Annotated in this window: 14 protein-coding genes; 6 read left to right on the top strand and 8 right to left on the bottom strand. The window is 68.5% G+C overall.

Features of this window, described 5'->3' with window-relative positions; genetic code table 11:
• Positions 1 to 22: 22 nt before the first annotated feature.
• Entirely contained in the window at positions 23 to 2,350 is a 2,328-nt protein-coding gene (locus tag VG566_RS05675) for a penicillin acylase family protein (RefSeq protein ID WP_241884745.1), read from the top strand.
• Positions 2,351 to 2,432: 82 nt separating this feature from the next.
• On the opposite strand, the gene VG566_RS05670 is transcribed toward VG566_RS05675, so the two are convergent.
• Together VG566_RS05670 and asnB are read right to left on the bottom strand one after the other, a co-directional pair.
• On the bottom strand, positions 2,433 to 3,821 hold the full coding sequence (locus tag VG566_RS05670; RefSeq protein WP_241884180.1) for a cation:proton antiporter: 1,389 nt from the start codon (positions 3,819 to 3,821) through the stop codon (positions 2,433 to 2,435).
• Positions 3,822 to 3,922: 101 nt separating this feature from the next.
• Positions 3,923 to 5,614, bottom strand: a complete 1,692-nt coding sequence (asnB, locus tag VG566_RS05665) for an asparagine synthase B (protein ID WP_241884179.1) — start codon at positions 5,612 to 5,614, stop codon at positions 3,923 to 3,925.
• Between the two features lie 338 nt (positions 5,615 to 5,952).
• Here asnB and VG566_RS05660 point away from each other — a divergent pair, with 338 nt between their 5' ends.
• Positions 5,953 to 6,831 carry a tetratricopeptide repeat protein gene (locus VG566_RS05660; protein ID WP_100449986.1) on the top strand — a complete coding sequence of 293 codons (879 nt, stop codon included), beginning with the start codon at positions 5,953 to 5,955 and terminating at the stop codon, positions 6,829 to 6,831.
• 120 nt (positions 6,832 to 6,951) lie between these two features.
• On the opposite strand, the gene dapE is transcribed toward VG566_RS05660, so the two are convergent.
• From dapE to map, 6 genes are read right to left on the bottom strand one after another with little or no spacing between them, the layout of a single operon-like run.
• Positions 6,952 to 8,079: a succinyl-diaminopimelate desuccinylase gene (gene dapE, locus VG566_RS05655; protein WP_049403828.1), complete on the bottom strand. Its 1,128-nt coding sequence runs from the start codon at positions 8,077 to 8,079 to the stop codon at positions 6,952 to 6,954.
• The gene (locus VG566_RS05650; protein ID WP_014646513.1) at positions 8,076 to 8,447 is read right to left on the bottom strand and encodes an arsenate reductase; all 372 of its coding nucleotides are present in this window, start codon (positions 8,445 to 8,447) and stop codon (positions 8,076 to 8,078) included. The genes dapE and VG566_RS05650 overlap by 4 nt, the downstream gene beginning before the upstream one ends.
• Before the next feature lie 31 nt (positions 8,448 to 8,478).
• Positions 8,479 to 9,345, bottom strand: coding sequence for a hypothetical protein (locus VG566_RS05645; protein WP_241884178.1), 867 nt, complete (start codon positions 9,343 to 9,345; stop codon positions 8,479 to 8,481).
• 2 nt (positions 9,346 to 9,347) lie between these two features.
• The gene (gene dapD / locus VG566_RS05640) at positions 9,348 to 10,427 is read right to left on the bottom strand and encodes a 2,3,4,5-tetrahydropyridine-2,6-dicarboxylate N-succinyltransferase (protein WP_049403826.1); all 1,080 of its coding nucleotides are present in this window, start codon (positions 10,425 to 10,427) and stop codon (positions 9,348 to 9,350) included.
• Positions 10,427 to 13,054: a [protein-PII] uridylyltransferase gene (locus VG566_RS05635; RefSeq protein ID WP_014646510.1), complete on the bottom strand. Its 2,628-nt coding sequence runs from the start codon at positions 13,052 to 13,054 to the stop codon at positions 10,427 to 10,429. The genes dapD and VG566_RS05635 overlap by 1 nt, the downstream gene beginning before the upstream one ends.
• Before the next feature lie 2 nt (positions 13,055 to 13,056).
• Positions 13,057 to 13,842 (bottom strand): type I methionyl aminopeptidase, encoded by a 786-nt coding sequence (map, locus tag VG566_RS05630; RefSeq protein WP_241884177.1) that lies wholly within the window; start codon positions 13,840 to 13,842, stop codon positions 13,057 to 13,059.
• 230 nt (positions 13,843 to 14,072) lie between these two features.
• Between map and VG566_RS05625 the strand changes: the two genes are divergently transcribed.
• Genes VG566_RS05625 through VG566_RS05610 form a run of 4 tightly spaced genes read left to right on the top strand, consistent with a single transcriptional unit; the run spans position 14,073 to position 18,763 of the window.
• Entirely contained in the window at positions 14,073 to 14,603 is a 531-nt protein-coding gene (locus tag VG566_RS05625; RefSeq protein WP_032956855.1) for a Csu type fimbrial protein, read from the top strand.
• On the top strand, positions 14,603 to 15,352 hold the full coding sequence (locus VG566_RS05620) for a fimbrial biogenesis chaperone (RefSeq protein WP_049403820.1): 750 nt from the start codon (positions 14,603 to 14,605) through the stop codon (positions 15,350 to 15,352). Before VG566_RS05625 ends, VG566_RS05620 begins: the two co-directional genes overlap by 1 nt.
• A 7-nt stretch (positions 15,353 to 15,359) precedes the next feature.
• On the top strand, positions 15,360 to 17,729 hold the full coding sequence (locus VG566_RS05615; protein ID WP_241884176.1) for a fimbria/pilus outer membrane usher protein: 2,370 nt from the start codon (positions 15,360 to 15,362) through the stop codon (positions 17,727 to 17,729).
• Positions 17,726 to 18,763, top strand: coding sequence for a Csu type fimbrial protein (locus VG566_RS05610; protein WP_014646505.1), 1,038 nt, complete (start codon positions 17,726 to 17,728; stop codon positions 18,761 to 18,763). The genes VG566_RS05615 and VG566_RS05610 overlap by 4 nt, the downstream gene beginning before the upstream one ends.
• Positions 18,764 to 18,858: the final 95 nt, after the last annotated feature.

Below are 18,858 nucleotides of genomic sequence, written 5' to 3'. Positions count from 1 at the left end.
ACGAGTTCGGAAAGGACGTGCGATGCGACGTACATGGCGTTGGGTGCTGGGCGTGTTGATCGCCATCGTGCTGGTCACCGCACTGGTGCTGTGGCTGCTGCTGCGCGGCAGCCTGGCCGACCTGGACGGCGAGCATGCGCTGCCGGGGCTGGCCAAGCCGGTCACCATCGAGCGCGATGGGCTGGGCGTGGTCACCATCACTGCCGGCAGCCAGGCCGACGCGATGCGTGCGCTCGGCCGCGTACACGCGCAGGAACGTTATTTCGAGATGGACCTGATGCGCCGCAGTGCCGCTGGCGAGCTGTCGGCGCTGTTCGGGCCGAAGGCCATCGACGCCGACAAGCGCATGCGCGTGCACCGGCTGCGTGCACGCACCGAGGCGAATCTGCAGGCCGCACTGGGCGACAACGGCATAGCCGTGCGCGCCTACGTGGATGGCGTCAACGAAGGCCTGGCCGATCTCTCCGTGCGCCCGTGGGCCTACCTGCTGCTGCGGCAATCACCACAACCGTGGCAGGCCAGCGACAGCGTGCTGACCGGGCTGGCCATGTATGCCGACCTGCAGGATCCCGGCAACCAGACCGAGCTTGCGCTCAGCCGCATCCGCGCAGTGGTGCCGCCGGCGCTGTACGCACTGATCGCCCACGACGGCACCGAATGGGATGCGCCGCTGTTTGGCGAACCCACCGGCAACGCCGCCCTGCCCGATGCCAGCCAGCTGGACCTGCGCACATTGAAGGGAAAAACGGGCACTGAGCAGGAAGAGGGCGACTTCATCGGCAGCAACAACTTCGCGGTGGCCGGCGCGCTTACCGCCGACGGCCGCGCCATCGTTGCCGACGACATGCACCTGGGCCTGCGTGCACCCGGCCTGTGGTTCCGCGTGCGCCTGCGCTACCCCGACCCGCAGGCCGCCGGCGGCCAGGTCGATGTCACCGGCTTCTCCCTGCCGGGCCTGCCGGCGGTGATCGTCGGCAGCAACGGGCACGTCGCCTGGGGCTTCACCAACAGCTACATCGACACGGCGGACTATCGCACGGAACCGGCCAGCGCCGCCGTGACCGTGCACGAAGAGCGCATCGCCGTGGCCGGCCAGGCCGACGTGCTGTTCGCGGTGCGCGAAACCGACTGGGGGCCGATCCTGCATACCCATGCCGATGGCAGTGGCGACGCCCTGCGCTGGGTCGCACACCTGCCCGGTGCCGTACGCCTGGATTTCGCTGACCTGGCCCGCGCCGGTGACCTCGACGGTGCACTGCACTTCGCCGACCGTGCCGGCATCCCCGCACAGAACCTGGTGGTCGGTGATCGCAGCGGGCGCATTGCCTGGCGCCTGATCGGCGCTCGCCCGGACCGCGGCCCCGGCTGTGCACCGGCCGGCTTCAATGCCGCCAGCAACCAGGGCTGCGCGCCGTGGCCGATCCGCAGCGATGCCTCGCCGGCATTGATCGATCCCCCCAACCATCGCCTGTGGACCGCCAATGGACGCGTCCTCGACGGCGAGGCACTCGCCAGCGTCGGCAACGGCGGCTATGACCTGGGTGCGCGGGCGCGGCAGATCCGCGACCTGCTGGCGATCCAGGAGCGCTTCGACGAGCACGACCTTCTGGCGATCCAGCTCGACGACCGCGCGGTGTTCCTGCAGCGCTGGTGGGCTCTGCTGCACGACGTCATCGAACGCAGTGACGACCCTGCGCTGAAGCGTTTGAAGGAGGCCAGCCATCAATGGGGCGGGCGCGCCTCGGCCAGTTCGGTCAGCTACCGGGTGGTGCGTGAATTCCGCACGCAGGTCATGGCCACGCTGTCCGATGCACTGCTGGCCCCGGCCAACGCGCAGCTGGGCGATGCCTACCTGGACCCACGCCTGGCACAGCTGGAAGGCGTGGCCTGGCCGATGCTGGAACAGCGCCCGGCCAACCTGCTGCCACCGGCCTTCGACAGCTGGGATGCGCTGCTGATCGACGCCGCCCGCCGTACCGAGGGTGAGCTGGCCAAGCAGGGGCCGCTGGCCAAGCGCAGCTGGGGTGAACGCAATACCGCGGCGATCTGCCACCCCATCGCACGGGCGCTGCCGGACATCGCCAAGCGCTGGCTGTGCATGCCCGCCGACCGCCTGCCCGGCGACCGGGACATGCCGCGCGTGCAGACGCCGAACTTCGGCGCCTCCGAGCGCATGGTGGTCTCGCCCGGCCACGAGGCCGACGGCATCGTGCACATGCCCGGCGGCCAGAGCGGCCATCCGCTGTCACCGTACTGGGGTGCCGGCCACGAGGACTGGGTGCATGGGCGCCCGACACCGTTCCTGCCGGGCAAGACGCAGCACGTGATGACACTGGTGCCAGCGCGGTAGTGCCGGCCGCTGGCCGGCATCCATGCAGGTGTGTCCAGCATCACCAGGTTGCCGGCCAGCGGCCGGCACTACCGTTCAACGTTCAGGCCCTGCGCCGTTCGATCAGGTTCAGCAGCGGCCCGGTCATCGCCGTGGTCACCAGTGCCATGATCACCAGCACCGCGAACAGGCGGTCACCGAGCAGGCCCAGCTCATACCCCAGGTTGAGCACGATCAGCTCCATCAGGCCGCGGGTGTTCATCAGCGCGCCCAGCCGCCACGCTTCGCGCGTGGGCATGCCGGCACTGCGCGCGGCACTGAAGGTGCCCAGCAGCTTGCCCGTCGTGGCCACCGCGATCACCACCACGCACAGCACGATGTCGCTGGCCTGCAGCGCATCGGCGCGCATGCGCAGCCCGGTCATGGCGAAGAACAACGGCAGCAGCAGCGTGACCGCGAACGGCTCGACACGTGCCATCAGCAGGTCACGCAGCTGCGCGTTCGACGATACCGCGACACCCGCAGCGAACGCGCCGAACAGCGCGTGGATGCCCAGCATCTCGGTGACCAGCGCACTGCCCAGCGACAGCAGCAGGATGCCGAGCAGCCAGCGCCCCTCACGGCCCGGCGCAATCTGCCGGCGCGCGAACCACGGCTTCACCAGCCCCAGCATCAGCGCCACGAACGCGACCACGCACACCAGGTTGAGGCTGGCCGGCAACCAGCCGCTGGCCTGGGCGGCAGCCACGATCAGCGCCAGCAGGCACCACGCGGTGGCATCGCCCAAGGCAGCGCAGGCGATCGCGGTCTGCCCCAGCGGCGTCTGTGTGATCCCGCGGTCGGCCAGGATGCGCAGCAGCACGGGGAAGGCCGTGATGCTCATCGAGATGCCTACGAAAAGTGCGAATGCGGTGAAGCCCACCCCCTGTGGGCCGTGCCGCGGATACAGCCAGATCGCCAAGGCGACGCCGAGCACGAACGGCACTGCAATGCCGGCATGGCTGACGGTAAAGGCGAAACGCCGGCGGCCACGCAGCGCCGCCAGGTCCAGTTCGGCACCGGCCACCAGCAGGAACATCAGCACGCCCAGCTGGCTGAGCATGCCCAGCGGGCCCAGCGAACTGGCCGGGAACAGCGCACCATGCAGCTGCGGCAGCAGGCTGCCAAGCACCAGCGGCCCCATCATCAGGCCAGCGGCCATTTCGCCGATCACCGCCGGCTGTCCCATGCGCTTGAGCAGCGCCCCCGCGCCCTTGGCCACCAGCAGCAGTACCAGCAGCTGCAGCAGGAACAGGCCCAGCGGAGACGCCAGATGCTGCAGCCAGCCGCCTTCGGCGGCGACGGAGGCACGGGCAACCGCCTCGGGCGCCGCCGGCCCGGCATACCGCGCCAGCAGCACGCCAGCCAGCAACGGAACCCCGGCCCACGCCAGGTAGCGCCATCCCCATTTCGTGGGCGGCGCGTTGCCGCCTGCCTGTACGTCCATGAACATTCCCCAATGTGCAGGGGGCGATCATACAAAAAGGGGACGGAGGGGATTAAGGCGTTAATGGCACAAACGACTTAATCCCCTCCGTCCCCTTTTTGGGGTGCTCAGGCCAGTGCCTGCTCGTGCACGCCGGCGATCGCGCGACCGGAGGGATCTGCCGCCGCGGCGAAGCTGGCGTCCCAGGCGATGGCCGCGGGCGACGAACAGGCGATCGACTTGCCTCCCGGCACGGTCTCGGCCGCTGCCCGGCTCGGGAAGAACTGCTCGAACAGGTGGCGGTAGTAGTACGCCTCCTTGGTCTGCGGCGGGTTGTGCGGGAAGCGCTTGTCGGCGGCCGCCAGTACACGGTCGCTCACCTGCGCCTCGGCATGTGCCTTCAGCCCATCGATCCAGCCATAGCCCACGCCATCGCTGAACTGTTCCTTCTGCCGCCACAGGATGCTGTCCGGCAGGTAGCCGTCGAACGCCTCGCGCAACACGGCCTTCTCGATGCGGCGGCCGCCAAAACCGGCACCGACCATCTTGTGTGCGGCATCGAAGCGCATCGCCACATCGAGGAACTCACGGTCGAGGAACGGCACGCGCGGCTCCACGCCCCAGGCCATCATCGACTTGTTGGCGCGCAGGCAGTCGTAGTTGTGCAGGGCGTCGAGCTTGCGTACCAGCTCGTCGTGGAATTCACGCGCATCCGGTGCCTTGTGGAAGTACAGGTAGCCACCGAAGATCTCGTCGCTGCCCTCGCCGGAGAGCACCATTTTTACGCCCATCGCCTTGATCCGCCGCGCCAGCAGGAACATCGGCGTCGATGCGCGGATGGTGGTGACGTCGTAGGTCTCGATGTGGCGGATCACCTCCGGCAGCGCATCGAGGCCTTCCTCGAACGTGTACTCGAAACCGTGATGCACGGTGCCCAGCGCTTCGGCGGCGATCGCTGCGGCGGCCAGATCGGGCGAGCCCTTCAAGCCGATCGCGAACGAATGCAGGCGCGGCCACCAGGCTTCGGTCTGTCCCCCATCCTCGATGCGACGACGTGCATAGCGCGCGGCCACCGCCGCCACCAGCGACGAGTCCAGGCCACCGGACAGCAGCACGCCATAAGGCACATCGCTCATCAGCTGGCGCTCCACCGCATGCTCGAACGCCTGGCGCAGTTCAGCCAGATCGGCCCGGCGGCCCTGCACGTCGGCGTAGTCGCGCCACGGTTGCTGGTAGTAGCGCACCAGCTCACCGCTGGCACTGTCGAAACAGTGGCCCGGCGGGAACTGCGCGACATCGGCACAGGTATCGACCAGCGCCTTCATTTCCGAGGCCACGCGCAAGCGCCCCTGGGCATCGTGGCCCCAGTACAGCGGCACCACGCCCACCGGGTCGCGCGCCACCAGCACGCGTCCACTGTCACGGTCCCACAGCGCGAAGGCGAAGATGCCGTTGAGCTGTTCCAGCCACTGCGCCGGCGCGCCGCCCTGGCGGTAGAGCGCGTTGATCACCTCGCAGTCCGAGCCGGTCTGGAAGTCGTAGGTGGTGGTCAGCGCCGCCTTCAACGCCTGGTGGTTGTAGATCTCGCCGTTCACCGCCAGCGCCAGCTGGCCATCGGCCGACAGCAGCGGCTGCGAACCACCGGCCGGATCGACGATGGCCAGCCGTTCATGGACCAGCAGCGCACCTTCGTCGAGGTACACGCCGCTCCAGTCCGGGCCACGGTGGCGCTGGCGTTGCGACAGTTCCAGCGCGTGCCGGCGCAGGGCGGGAAGATCGTCACCGGCCTGCAGGCCGAAGATTCCGAAGATCGAACACATGGGGGAGCTCCTGTTGGGGATTTCACGGGTGGGAGGGTGTTCGACCGGCCATCCAGGCCCGGGTGGGACCACGCCCGGGCACAAAAAAACCCGCATCGACCGATGCGGGTTTTCTGGTGTCCGGGCGTGTGTTGCTGTCTATCTACCCAGGGCGCAGTCCCGCATCGGCCGCGCACGATTATTCGCGCGCAGATTATTGCGGTTGTTGCTATTGACGGCGGTGGCCAGGCGGATCGACATGGCATTGACCCTACCCCGGTTTCCGGCATGGTGCAACCGTTGCGTTGGCAACCACTCCCCGGCGCGCATAATGGCGCGCCGTGAAACGTGTAATGGAAATGCAACACCGCACTGGACGCAACGCGGCGCTGGCCGCCCTGTTCTGCCTGGGCCTGGCCGCCTGCCAGACCCTGGCCCCACCCTCGCCCCTGCCGCCGGCCCAGCTGCAGGGCCTGGAGCAACACGGCACCGACGGCAGCTTCGAGGGTGCCTTCGATACCGCGGAAACCTTCGAACGCTTCAACGATCCGCGCGCCATCGCCTACTACGAGCGCGCCGCCGCGGTCACACCCTGGACCTTCCACAACACCAAGGCGGAAGAAGCACTGGGCAGGATCTGGATCTCCGGCACGCTGCGGCATGCCGACAGCCCCCACATCAATCCGGCGCCGGTGCTGCGTGCGTCCTGGCGACGCGGAGAACGCGCCTACCTGGCGGCGGCCTACCACGGCAATCCCTATGCGTTCTACGAACTCGCCAAGGCCTATCGTCAGCGAGGCGACGCGCAACAGGCGCTGCGCTGGGACCTGCGCGGAATGATCTACGAGCGTTACCCGAGTTCATCGTCACGGCTACCGGATGCGGTGGCCGCACAGGATGGCACCGTGCATCCACTGGTTGCGCAGATCCAGCGCCGCGCCGAGCGTGGCGATGCCGAAGCGCAGGTAGACCTGGGCGCGCTGCTGGAAAAGGGCATGGGACTGCCGCGCGATCCCGCACGTGCGCTGCAGCTGTACCAGCGTGCCGGCGAGAAGGGCAATGTGTTCGGCCAGTACTTCGCCGGACTGCTGCTGGGCCGCGGTGCACCGGGCGTGGAGAAGGACACCGACGCAGCCGCACGCTGGTTCGCCCGGGCCGAGGCGCAGCGCTTCTACATGGCGGCGCCGAGCTACTGGGAAAAAGCGGTCGAGCCGCCGTTCTTCATTTTTTCTGAGTAGAGCCGAGCCATGCTCGGCTGGGCATTCCCCGCAGAAGCAGCCGAGCATGGCTAGGCTCTACAGGAAAGCAATGCCGGCGAAAGGCGTGCCGACCAACGGTCGGCACCCAGCGTCGCAGGTTCACGCCAGCAGCCGCTCCACCAGCCGCTGGTACAGCCCCGGCAATGCCTCCAGATCGGCCACGCGCACGTTCTCGTCCACCTGATGGATGCTGGCGTTGACCGGCCCCACTTCGATGCACTGCGCGCCCAAGGGCGCGATGAAGCGTGCATCGGAGGTGCCGCCGCCGGTGCTTTCTTCCGGTGCACGGCCGATGTGCTCGGCCAGCACCGCACGCGCGGTGGCGCGCAGCGTGCCCTCCGGGGTGTAGAACGGCTCGCCGCTGCGGTGCCACTTCAGCGTGTACTGCAGGCCATGCCGTTCCAGCAGCGCGGTGATCTCCGCTTCCAGCTTCGGTGCGTCCCAGTGCGGGTTGTAGCGGATGTTGAAATCCACCTCGAGCTCGCCGGGAATCACGTTGTTGGCACCGGTACCGGCATGGATGTTGGAGACCTGCAGGCTGGTCGGCGGGAAACTTTCGTAGCCGTCATCCCAGCGCCGCGCACTCAGCTCGGCCAGGGCCGGCGCCGCCTGGTGGATCGGGTTGCGTGCCTTCTCCGGATACGCCACGTGGCCCTGCACGCCCTGCACGCGCAGCTTGGCCGACAGGCTGCCGCGACGCCCCACGCGCAGCAGGTCACCCAGCGTCGCAGTCGAGGACGGCTCGCCGGTGATGCACCAGTCGATGCGCTGGCCGCGTTCGGCGAACAGGCGTGCGACGTGGCGCACGCCATCGATGGCGTCGCCTTCCTCGTCGCTGGTCAGCAGCACCGCCAGCGTGCCGGGATGATCAGGATGCGCGGCAACGAACTGCTCGGCGGCCACCACGAACGCCGCCACGCTGCCCTTCATGTCGGCGGCGCCACGGCCATACAGCACGCCATCGCGGATCTGCGGGCTGAACGGATCGCTGGCCCAGGCCTCGCGAGGGCCCGTCGGCACCACGTCGGTATGGCCCAGCAGCACCAGTACCGGCGCGCCCTGGCCGTGGGTCGCCCACAGGTTGTCGACCTCACCCAGCCGCAGGTGATCGCACTGGAACCCGGCCTGCTTCAGGCGTGCCGCCAGCAGCGCCTGGCAACCGGCATCATCGGGCGTCACCGAGGGCCGCGCGATCAGCTCGCAGGTCAGGTCGAGCACCGCGCTCATGCGTCACCCACGCCGAAGCGGGCCTTGAAGCCGTTGTCGCTGAAGCCCTGGCTGACCGTGCCATCGGCCGTGACCACCAGCGGGCGCTTGATCAGCTGCGGGTACTCGCGCAGCAGCAGCTTCCATTCGGCCTCGGAATCGGCGGCCTTGCGGTTGTCCGGCAGCTGCCGCCAGGTGGTGGAGGACCTGTTGACCATCGCGGCCAGGCCACCCAGCTGCGCGGCCCACGCCAGCAGCATTTCCGGGCTGGGTTTGTTGTCGCGGTAGTCGACGAAGGTGTACGGCACGCCGAAGCGGTCCAGCCACCTGGTCGCCTTCTTGCAGGTATCGCAGTTCTTCAAACCGTAGACAGTGGTGCTCATGGCCATCTGTGATGCTGGAAAACAGAGGGCCAGAATCTCACAACAGGCGCTCGGACACGACCCGGAAAGGTACCCTTGGCAGCTGGAAGGCCAGCCCCTCGTGCAGCGCCACGCCCATCGCCTGCAGGCGCGGGCACTGCTGTTCGCCTTCCAGCTGCAGCGGTTGCAGCTGCGCGATGTCCACCGGCAGAGCAATGCGGGTGCTGGCCCAGCGCTGGTCGCAGGTGCGGGCGATGGCCTCGTCCTGGCAGGTCAGCAAGCGCAGCAGGGCCTGGTGGCCGCCGAAGGCCGCCGCCCACCCGGCATCGTCCCAGCCCGCAGCGCCCTGCCACTGCAGGTGCAGCGCCGGCGCACTGCCCTGCCCGCCCTCGATCAGGGTGTACCCACCGCCATCGGCGCGCACCACGTGCGCGAAGCGCACCGACAGATGCGGCTGCATGGCATCGCTGAAAGCGCGCGCGCCGGCGACGAAGGCCAGCTGGTCCATCACGTTGCGATCAAACAGCACCACTGGCGTCCCGTCCCGATCGTCGTCACGACGCAGGTACCAGCGCCAGTTGCTCTGCCGGGGAGACGGCATCAGCGAGCGCAGCGGCCCGGCCAGCGCGGGCCCGAAGTGGCCGTGCCGGTAGCTGAGGATGGTGTAGGGCGTGCGTCCGGCATGGACCACGTAGTGATGGCCTGGTGGTGGCATCGGCGCTTGGCGTACGTCGACCCACCAGCTCACGTAGACCACGTCGCGCACATCGCTTACCAGCGCCGGCATCGGCCAGCGCCGCGACAGCGCGCGGCGCAGCCGGGACCAGCGTGGAGCGTGCAGCAGGCGCGGCAGCATCCGCCCGAACAGGGTGTCGGACGGATGCTGGTAGATCGCGGACTGCGCCAGATCCTCCGGCGCCGTCATCTTCAGTCAGCCAGGCCGCGCAGCAGGTCGTTGACGCTGGTCTTGCTGCGGGTCTTGGCATCAACCTGCTTGACGATCACCGCGCAGTACAGCGAGTGGGTGCCGTCCTTGCTCGGCAGCGAGCCGGACACCACCACGCTGTACGGCGGAATGTAGCCGTAGGTGACCTCGCCGGTGGCACGGTTGTAGATGCGGGTGCTCTGGCTGAGGAACACGCCCATGCCGATCACGCTGTGGTGGCCGACCACCACGCCTTCCACCACTTCCGAACGCGCACCGATGAAGCAGTGGTCCTCGATGATGGTCGGGCTGGCCTGCAGCGGCTCCAGCACGCCACCGATGCCGGCGCCGCCGGACAGATGGCAGTGCTGGCCGATCTGCGCGCAGGAACCGACGGTGGCCCAGGTGTCGACCATGGTGCCTTCGCCGACATGGGCGCCGATGTTGGTGAAGCTCGGCATCAGCACCACGTCCTTGCCGAAGTAGGTACCGCGGCGGGCGATCGCGCCCGGCACCACGCGCACGCCACCACGGCGGAACTTCGCTTCGTCATAGCCGGCGAAGCGCGATTCGACCTTGTCCCAGAACGGCGCCGGGCGTGCATCGACCACCGCCATGTCGTTGACGCGGAAATACAGCAGCACGGCTTTCTTCAGCCACTCATTGACCTTCCAGCCGCCCTGGCCGTCCGGCTCGGCGACGCGGAACTCACCGCTCTCCAGGCCGTCGATCACGCGGTTGACCAGCGGCTTGGTCGACCCTTCCAGCTCGTGCAGGGTCAAGGTGGCGCGGCGCTCGAAGGCGCTCTCGATGCCGAACTTGAGTTCTTCCACGCCCGGTGCCGACGGCTTGCGCAGCGACTTGCGGGCGATGGTTTCGGCGCGGACGGCTTCGGCACTCTTGGCCGGGGCCGGCTTCTTCACAGCACGCTTCACTGCAGCCGTTTTCTTCGCCGGGGCCTTCACCGCAGCGGCCTTCTTCGGCGCAGGGGTCTTCTTCGCGGCCGGTGCGGCAGCAGCGGGTTTCCGGGCCGCTGCGCTCTTGGGGGTCGCGGCGGTCTTCTTGGCGGGCTTGGTGGCCATCAGGCGGGGTCTCCGGCGTTTCGATCAGGGTCCAGGCAGGCCAGCATCGCGTCATGCAGCTGCTGCCGGGCAGGTTCAGTCAGGGGGAGGTCGTGTTCGTCACTGATCACGAAGGTGTCTTCGGCGCGTTCGCCGAACGTGGCAATGCGCGCATCATGCACGCGCAGGCCCTGGTTGCGCAGCACGAACGCCACATCGGCCAGCAGGCCGGGACGGTCGGGGGCGACCAGGGCAAATCGGGTTGCGCCCGGTTCATCGCGGAACTCGATGCGCGGGGCGAAGCGGAAGTGCCGCAGCTGCCGCGGTACCACCCGGCGCGACGGCCGCAGGCGCGACAGGTCACCGCTGAGTGCCTCGCGCAGCGCCGCTTCCAGGTTGGCACTGCTGCCATCGGCAAAGGTGTCGGCCGGGTTCACTTCGAAGGTATCGAAGATGGTGTCGGCCGGACCGTCCAGCACGCGCGCGCGATGGATGCCGTAGCCCTTGCGGTCCAGGGTCATCACGATCGCGGCAAACAGGCCATCACGGTCGGGCGAGTGCACGAACACTTCCAGCGCCGGGTCGTCGACGCTGATCCGGCGCACCTTCACCAGCGCCTGGCCCTGCTTCACCGGCACCAGTGCGGCGGCCTGCCAGGCCAGCTGCTCGGGGCGCAGGCGGATGAAGCCCTCATCCGGCATCACCGCGAACTGGCGGTCGATGGTGGCATCGTCGTAACCCTGCTCGCGCACCAGTGCGCGCACGCTGTCACGTGCCTCGGCCACGCGCTCGGCGGCCGGTACCGGGTGCTCCAGCCCCTCGCGCAGCGCGCGCCGGGTGGCAAAGTACAGATCGGCCAGCAGGCGGTCCTTCCAGGCATTCCACAGTTTCGGGCTGGTGCCGGCGATGTCGGCACAGGTCAGCAGGTACAGGTAATCCAGGCGGTCGCGGCTGCCGACCAGGGTGGCGAAGCGATGGATCACCACCGGATCGGCGATGTCCTGCTTCTGCGCGGTCACCGACATGCGCAGGTGCTGTTCGACCAGCCATGCCACCAGCTCGGTATCGGTGCCACTGAGCGCATGCGCCTGGCAGAACGCGCGCGCGTCCACCGCGCCCAGCTCCGAGTGGTCGCCGCCGCGGCCCTTGGCGATGTCATGGAACAGGCCGGCCAGCAGCAGCAGTTCCGGCTTGCGCAGGCGCGGCCACACTTCGTGCGCGATCGAGAAGCGCTCGTCGGCGCGGCTGCTGGCGAACTGGCCGATGTTGCGCAGGACCATCAGCGTGTGCTGGTCGACCGTATAGACATGGAACAGGTCGAACTGCATGCGCCCGCTGACCTGGGCAAACGCGGGAATCCACTGGCCAAGCACGCCCAGCCGCGCCATGCGCGAAAGCGTATCGACCGGACGCTGGCCGCGCAGCAGGGCCAGGAACTGCTCGCGTGCATCGGCATCGGCCTGGTCATAGGCCGGCAGCAGCGGCAGCGACTCGGCCAGTGCACGCGCAGTGAGCGAATGCAGGCCGCGTACCTGCGGGTTGTTGGCCCAGCTGGAAAACAGGGCGAACACCTGGCCGATGTCGCCGCGTGGCCAGTCGGCCTCGTTGGCGGCCAGGTAACCACGGCGCAGGGAAAAACCCACGGTCAGCGGCTCCGGCTGGGCCTCGCCGTCGAACTGTTCCTCGAAGCGCTGCAGCAGCCGGTCGCTGATCCGGCGCACCACCAGCGCGGCGCGGTAGAAGCCCTGCATCATCTTCTCGACGCCGAGGTTCTCGGCATCGTCTTCGAAGCCCAGCCGCGCGGCCAGGGTCTTCTGGTAATCGAAACGCAGGCGCTCTTCCGGACGGCGCGCGACCAGGTGCAGGCCGAAGCGCAACCGCGCCAGCACTGCACGTTCGCGCTTCAACGCCGCGGCTTCGTCGGCGCCCAGGTGGCCGAGCCCGACCAGGGCCTCCAGGTCGCGCACGCCGAAGGCACGCAACGCCATCCAGCCCAGCGTATTGAGATCACGCAGGCCACCGGGGCCATCCTTCAGGTCCGGCTCCAGGTTGTCGGCGGTATCGCCGAAGCGCTGGTGGCGGTTGCGCAGCTCTTCCAGCTTGGCCAGGAAGAAGGCGCGTGCCGGCCACAGTTCGCGGTCGTCGATCGCCTCGCGCAGCGCGCGGCGCGCAGCATCATCGGCCAGGATCGGGCGCGCCTCGATCAACGCGGTCAGCACGGTCTGGTCAGCCGCCGCCTCCCGGCACTGCAATGCAGAACGCACCGCATGGCTGACAGCCAATCCGCAGTCCCACAGCAGCGCGAACAGGCGCGCCAATGCCGCCTCGTGCGCCAGTTGTGCCGGCGGATCGCCGAACACCAGCAGGTCGATGTCCGAACGCGGGAACAGTTCACCGCGGCCATAGCCGCCGACCGCGAACAGCGACAGGCCGCTGTCGGCCGGCAGGCAGCGCTGCCAGGCCAGGCGGATCAGATGGTCGGCAGCGCGCGCGCGCAACGCCAGCAGGCGCTCGATGTTGTCGCCCTGGTCGAAGCGGCGGTACAGGCGCGCGTCGGCCTGCTGCAGCGCCTGGCGCGCGGCAGCAGCCCAATCCGGGTCGTTGAGCGACGCGGCCGGCGTGTCCAGCAGCGAACTCGCCGGCAGCATCTTCAGGAAACCTGCGACTCGCCTGGCGACAGGGTCAACACGTCCACGCCGGTCTCGGTGACCGCGATCATGTGCTCCCACTGCGCCGACAGCTTGCGGTCCTTGGTCACCACGGTCCAGCCATCCGGCAGCACCTTGTTGTAGCGGGTGCCCTCGTTGATCATCGGCTCGATGGTGAAGGTCATGCCGGGCTGCAGCACCAGGCCCTGGCCCGGGCGGCCGTAATGCACCACCTGCGGCTCGTCGTGGTAGACCTTGCCGATGCCGTGGCCGCAGTACTCGCGCACCACGCTGAAACGCTCGCCTTCGGCGTAGCTCTGGATGGCATGGCCGATGTCGCCCAGGGTGGCGCCCGGACGCACCGCACGGATGCCGCGCCACATCGCTTCGTAAGTGGTTTCCACCAGGCGGCGGGCCATCACCGACGGGGTGCCGACGAAGTACATGCGGCTGGTGTCGCCGTGCCAGCCGTCCTTGATGACGGTGACGTCGATATTGATGATGTCGCCATCCTTGAGCACCTTCCCTTCACTGGGGATGCCGTGGCAGATCACATTGTTGACCGAGGTGCACACGGTCTTCGGGAAGCCGCGGTAGCCGACGTTGGCCGGAATGGCACGCTGCACGTTCACGATGTGGTCGTGGCAGATGCGGTCCAGTTCCTCGGTGGTGACACCGGGCTTGACGTGGGGGGTGACGATGTCGAGCACTTCGCTGGCCAGGCGGCCGGCGATGCGCATCATCTCGATTTCCTGCGGGGTTTTCAGATTCACGCTCATGGCACCCATTATCGCCGATCCGGCCGCAATCTGAACGAACGCCGCCCAACTGGCGATCCGGGCCATGCACGATTCCGGCAAGGAAAGTGAAAGCGTGATGGCCTCCACTCTTGCGCCTGCCTATTTATCACGGATTACAGACACTTACGCCTCCTAAGCTGGACCCACTGTCGTCAAAGCGGCGCCGAACGTGCCGTCTTCGCCTTGTTCAACGGACCTTCGGGTCAGGGAGGTTGTCCATGCGATCCCCAGTTCGATCCCCGCTGACATGGGTCATGGCCGGGCTGCTGCTTTCCAGCCCGGCGTTGGCCGCCGACACCACCACCTTCAACGTCACCCTGGTGGTCACCAAGGCCTGCACCATCACGGCGGCGGCCGCCACCAACGTCGACTTCGGCACGGCGGCCTCGACCACCGCCACGCCCACCCTGGGCCAGGGTACGGTGACCGCGCAGTGCTCGGCACTGACGCCCTACACGATTGCGCTGAACGCGGGCGCCAACGCCGGCACCGCCAACGACGTCACCACCCGGCGCATGAAGAACACCAATGCCGCGGTGACCGCCAACAACTATGTCGGCTACCAGCTCTACCAGGATGCCGCACATACCCTGGTCTGGGGCGCCACAACCGGCACCAATACCCAGGCCGGCATCGGCACTGGCCTGGCCGTGCCCTACATCGTCTATGGCCAGATCCTGAACCTGAGCACCAACAACCCGGCCACCGGTAACTACCTGGATACGGTTACCGCCACGATCACCTATTGATGGAGCACGCCCGCATGGCCGGACCCCGCCCGTGGCGCGCCACCGGCGTGGCGCTGCTCGCCCTGTACCTGCTGGCCCCCGCCGGTGCCGGCGCCACCAGCCTGCAGGTCGCCCCGACCAGCCTGCAGCTGGAAGCCCGCCAGCGTGCCGGCGAGCTGTGGCTGACCAACAGCGGCACCTCACCGGTGACGCTGCAGGTGCGCGTGTTCCGCTGGGTGCAGCAGGACGGCCAGGAACAGCTGCTGCCCACCGATGAAGTGATGGCCACGCCGCCGATGCAGGAACTGGCCGCCGGCCAGCAGCAGCTGGTGCGGGTGATGCGTCCGGACAGCGAGCCACCGCCTGCACAGCGGCACTACCGGCTGATCGTGGACGAGGTACCCGACCTGGCCACCCGTGCCGAGGGCATGCAGTTCGTGCTGCGCTATTCGATCCCGGTGTTCGTGCAGCCTTCGGCCGGCCGCCTGGCCCCACGACTGCAGGCGCACCTGGTGAAACTGGCGGACGGCCGCAATGGCGTGGAAGTCGCCAATACGGGCGACAGCTACGCACAGATCGCCGATCTTGCGCTGGGCAGCGCCGCGCGCCCGCGCATTGTCCATCCCGGGCTGCTGGGCTACGTGCTGCCGGGCCAGGTGATGCGCTGGCCGATCGAACGCACGGCGATCGACCGCGACAACGACCAGATCACGGCCAAGCTCAATGGCGAGTCGGAACAGACGCCACTGTCGCCCCCACCGGCTCGCTGAGGCGTTGATGGGCGCGCTGTTGGCGGCCCTGGCTCCCGCGGCGACCGAGGCCGCCGATGTGTCCGGCGTGGCGGCCGTTGATGTATCCGGCGTGTCGGCCGATGCCATCCTGCCTCCCCCGACCCCGCTGACCGCCAGCCAGGCGCTGTACCTGGATGTGTCGCTCAACAGCACCCCGCGCGGCCTGCTGCCATTCACCGAGAACCGCGGCCGGCTGCAGGCCAGCCCCGAAGTGCTGCGCCAGCTTGGCTTCAACGCCAGCGGCGATGCGCCGGTCTACCTGGACCAGATCAGCGGTGCGGTGGTGCGCTATGACGCGCACATGCAGACCCTGGCACTGGACGTGCCGCTGGACCAGCTCATCCTGCCCACCACCGTGCTCAGCCGCCCGCAGACGCGCGCGCCCACCGGCAGTGCCTCGCCCGGCGTGCTGCTCAACTACGACGTCTACGGCAGCCGGGTGGACACGCTCGGCAACCTCAGCCTGAGCGCGGAGCTGCGCGTGTTCGGTATCGGCAACGGCACCTTCGAAAACACCGCCATCAGCCGCCGCTACCAGCAACCCGGCGACCGCCATTGGCGCGGCGAGAGCGTGCGCCTGGACACACGCTGGAGCCTGGATTTCCCGGACAGTGCAACCACGCTGGAGGTCGGTGACTTCTACAGCGGCTTCGTCGACTGGACCCGCCCGGTTCGCCTGGGCGGCCTGCAGATCGGCCGCAACTACGGCCTGCAGCCCTACCGCGTGCTCACGCCCACGCCGAGCTTCCTCGGCCAGGCGGTGGTGCCCTCCACGGTCGAGCTGTATGTCGATGGCCTGCGCCAGTACAGCGGCCAGGTGCCGGTCGGGCCCTTCCAGTTGGCGGCGCAGCCCGGCATCAGCGGCACCGGTAACGCGCAGGTGGTGGTGACCGATGCGTTCGGCCGCATGCAGACGCTGGATTTCAGTTTCTATGGCACCCAGCAGCTGCTGGCCAGGGGCCTTTCGGACTGGTCGGCCGGCGTCGGCCACCTGCGCGAGGACTTTGGCCAGCGCTCCTTCGCCTATGACGATCGCACGGTGGCCAGTGCCAGCTGGCGCGGCGGTGTCACCGACACGTTCACCGGCGAGGCGCATGCCGAAGGCGGCGGCGGCCTGGCCCAGGCCGGTGTCGGTGGCTGGTGGCTGCTCGGCGCCGCTGGCGTGTTCAATGCCGCCTATGCGCACAGCGGCTACCACGGCCTGCAGGGTGGGCAATGGGCGCTGGGCTACAGCTGGAACAACCGTCGCTTCAACGTCAATCTGCGCAGCGTACGCAGCCACGGCGACTACCGCGACCTCGGCGCGCTGCAGGGCAACCTGCCGCCGAGCATCAGCGAGCAGGCCACGCTCGGCCTGGACCTGCTGCGGCTGGGCACGCTCAGCGCCAGCTATCTGCGCCTGCGCTACCCGGATGGAGACGACAACCGCTATGCCAGCCTGTTCTGGTCACGTACCTGGAGCCAGCGCTGGTCGGCCTATCTTTCGGTAAACCAGAACCTGGACCGCAGCGACGACCGCAGCATCTACCTGTCGGTGACTGCCAGCCTGGGCAACAACCGCCAGGCCAGCCTTTCGAGCCAGCGCAACGGCGACAGCCAGAGCTGGGTGGCGGACGTGACCCAGCCAGTGCCGGGCGATGGCAGCGCCGGCGGCGTCGGCTGGCGCGCGCAGCTGCGCCACGGCGAGGACGGCAACGGCGGCCTGGCCGAGGTCGGCATCCTCAACGATGTCGGTCGCTACTCGTTCGGCGCCTCGCGCCAGGGTGGACTCAACTATGCCTACGCCAGCGCCAGCGGCAGCCTGGTGTGGATGGGCGGGCACACCTTCGCCACGCGCGAGGTGTCCGATGCGTTCGCGGTGATCAGCACCAATGGGGTCGGCGGCGTCCCGGTGCGGCTGGAGAACCGCCTGATCGGCGTCACCGATGATCGCGGCCTGCTGCTGGTCAGTCCGTTGCTGTCCTGGCAGCGCAACCGGGTCTCGATCGACACCCTGGACCTGCCCGAAGACATGCGCGCCGACCGCATCGAGGACTGGGTGACCCCGCGCCAGCGCGCCGGCACCCGCGTGACCTTCCAGCTGCGCTCGCGGCCGTCACTGAGCCTGACCCTGCTGGCAATGGACGGCCAGCCTCTGGAGGTCGGCAGCGAGGTGCGGTTGCCCGATGGCCGCCAGGCCACGGTCGGCTACGACGGCCTGCTCTATCTGGAAGACGTTGCCGCCGGCAGCGTGCTGTACGTCACCACCAGCCGCGGCCCCTGCCGCGTGAAAGTGCCGGACCTGCCCAAGGTGGTGGCGTCCGGCGCACGGCCGAAGCCGGCGCCGCAGCAGTGCATCCCGGAGGTGGCGCCATGAGGGTGCTGCTGCTCGTCCTGCTGCTCTGGGCCGGCCTGCTGGCAGCGGCGCCCGCCGGTGCCACCGCGGTCTGCACGGCGGTCGCCAATCCGACCCTGCCGTTCGGCAACATCAACAGCAATGCACCCGGCCCGAGTACGGCCAACCTCAACATCACGGTGACCTGCACCACCGCCGCGCTGAGCCTGCTGGCCACCACCGGCGTGCGCGTCTGCGTGGGCATCGGCGCAGGCAGTGGCGGCGGCAGCAGTTCCACCTTCCGCACGATGGCCACCTCCAGCAGTGACACCCTGAATTTCCAGCTGTACAACAACGCCAGCTTCGGCCAGGTCACCGGACTGGTGCCGCGCGGCACGCCACCTGCGCAGGAACTGACCATGACCTACAACGTGCCGCTGGTGACGGGCGGCAGCGGCGCGCAGTCCATACAGCTGTTCGGGCAGATCCCGGCCAACCAGATCCTGGCCTCCGGCGCGTACAGCAGCACCTTCAGCGGGGCCAACGTGGTCCTGACCTGGGCCTGGAACGAAGTCCTGCTCGGTACCGCCACCGTGCCCGCCACCTGCAATGGCGGCGCCACCGGCACCAACAGCGCCAGTGCAGCCTTCAGCTTCACCGCCACCGCCAACGTGCTGCCGCAATGTGGCAGCTACGTCACCACCACCATGGACTTCGGCAACGTCACCGGCGGCATTCCGGCCAACATCGACCGGACCGCCACCCTCACCCTGACCTGCCTGAAGAACACTGCCTTCCAGGTCGGCCTCAACAACGGCCAGAACAATCCCACCGCCACCACCACCCGGCGCATGGCCACCACCCTCGGCGGAAGCACCTATTACCTCGCCTACGAGCTCTACCGGGACTCGGCGCGGAGCCTGCGCTGGGGCAATACCCTGACCGTCGACACGGCCAGCGGCACCGGTACCGGCAGCGCGCAGCAATTGACCATCCATGGCCGGGTGCCACCGGTCAGCGGCCAGCCGCCGGCCGGCACCTACAACGACCTGGTGACGGTGACGATCACCTACTGACCGGCGTGCCGACCAACGGTCGGCACCCACCGGACGAAGGCCGTGCCGAGCGCCGGCTCGGCGCTACAGTTCCAGCACATCCCGCCGATACCGCG

The sequence above is a fragment of the Stenotrophomonas sp. CASM114 genome (assembly GCF_049384325.1).
GTDB lineage: Bacteria > Pseudomonadota > Gammaproteobacteria > Xanthomonadales > Xanthomonadaceae > Stenotrophomonas > Stenotrophomonas muris.
Note: the sequence above shows the minus strand (reverse complement) of the source record. Positions and strands in the feature narration are given on the sequence as shown.

Coding starts and splice junctions, on each gene's coding strand:
- VG566_RS05675 (WP_241884745.1), top strand. CDS start 23: ATGCGACGTACATGGCGTTGGGTGCTGGGCGTGTTGATCGCCATCGTG.
- VG566_RS05670 (WP_241884180.1), bottom strand. CDS start 3,821: ATGTTCATGGACGTACAGGCAGGCGGCAACGCGCCGCCCACGAAATGG.
- asnB (WP_241884179.1), bottom strand. CDS start 5,614: ATGTGTTCGATCTTCGGAATCTTCGGCCTGCAGGCCGGTGACGATCTT.
- VG566_RS05660 (WP_100449986.1), top strand. CDS start 5,953: ATGCAACACCGCACTGGACGCAACGCGGCGCTGGCCGCCCTGTTCTGC.
- dapE (WP_049403828.1), bottom strand. CDS start 8,079: ATGAGCGCGGTGCTCGACCTGACCTGCGAGCTGATCGCGCGGCCCTCG.
- VG566_RS05650 (WP_014646513.1), bottom strand. CDS start 8,447: ATGGCCATGAGCACCACTGTCTACGGTTTGAAGAACTGCGATACCTGC.
- VG566_RS05645 (WP_241884178.1), bottom strand. CDS start 9,345: ATGACGGCGCCGGAGGATCTGGCGCAGTCCGCGATCTACCAGCATCCG.
- dapD (WP_049403826.1), bottom strand. CDS start 10,427: ATGGCCACCAAGCCCGCCAAGAAGACCGCCGCGACCCCCAAGAGCGCA.
- VG566_RS05635 (WP_014646510.1), bottom strand. CDS start 13,054: ATGCTGCCGGCGAGTTCGCTGCTGGACACGCCGGCCGCGTCGCTCAAC.
- map (WP_241884177.1), bottom strand. CDS start 13,842: ATGGGTGCCATGAGCGTGAATCTGAAAACCCCGCAGGAAATCGAGATG.
- VG566_RS05625 (WP_032956855.1), top strand. CDS start 14,073: ATGCGATCCCCAGTTCGATCCCCGCTGACATGGGTCATGGCCGGGCTG.
- VG566_RS05620 (WP_049403820.1), top strand. CDS start 14,603: ATGGAGCACGCCCGCATGGCCGGACCCCGCCCGTGGCGCGCCACCGGC.
- VG566_RS05615 (WP_241884176.1), top strand. CDS start 15,360: ATGGGCGCGCTGTTGGCGGCCCTGGCTCCCGCGGCGACCGAGGCCGCC.
- VG566_RS05610 (WP_014646505.1), top strand. CDS start 17,726: ATGAGGGTGCTGCTGCTCGTCCTGCTGCTCTGGGCCGGCCTGCTGGCA.